The sequence below is a fragment of the Treponema sp. R6D11 genome (genome assembly GCF_054786075.1).
This window is the reverse complement of the sequence record NZ_BDHD01000577.1, coordinates 1-754: the sequence shown is the minus strand read 5'-3', so window position 1 is coordinate 754 and position 754 is coordinate 1. Positions and strand designations below refer to the sequence as shown.

Genomic DNA, 754 nt, shown 5'->3' with positions numbered 1-754 from the left:
ATATTTTTCCACCCAAGAGCGACAAAATCTTTGATCATTTTTTCCGTTTCTTTATACGAAGTAAGTTTTAAAGGAAGATCAAAAGGAAGTCCAAGACGATGCTGTGTTTTATTAACCGCGCCGATAATTTCCACCGCTGTAGGAACCCCGTCCGTAACATGTCTGTTTTGGAGAACAGGATAATTATTCAAAAGCCAAGATCGATATTCTTTTGCCATACCCATATATCCCGGTTCCGCACATGGCGTATAACGCAGAGTAATACTCTCTCCTTCAGGAAGAGCGGCTTCATACAAATATACCGCGCGCTGATTTCTACCCGCAATATCCATTAACGCGCCGTGAACTATATCAAAAACAGGATATACTATGTTCCACGATGAATTACGTCCCGATACATCTGCGCGCACGCTGGCGTAGGCTGCACCTTCTTCTATGACGCAGAAAAGCGATGCTCCGTTTTTATGAATGCCAAACGCGGGAAACAGGGCTTTATTATCGCTGATAACGGCGTCGCGGGGCATTGCCTCGTCCCAGCCGTAAACTCTGATATTGTAAGGAAGTTGATTTTGTTTTTGATTATTAAAATAAATTAAAGAACCGCTTCCGTCGGGAACCAGCATATATCCAGAATCTGTCATACTGCCGCAACCCATAAAAGGCAATAAGGCTAATTGTGTAATTGGATAAGCCGCGCGGAAACCTATTTTATCAAATGGAACATTAACTATTAAAGATTTTCCGTCAAGAGAAT

The 754-nt window shown here is 42.3% G+C and carries 1 protein-coding gene; it reads right to left on the bottom strand.

Features of this window, described 5'->3' with window-relative positions; genetic code table 11:
- Nucleotides 1-754 (bottom strand): DUF5696 domain-containing protein (locus tag ACYVTD_RS14795; RefSeq protein ID WP_461248480.1); only part of this gene is annotated, 754 nt, incomplete at both ends.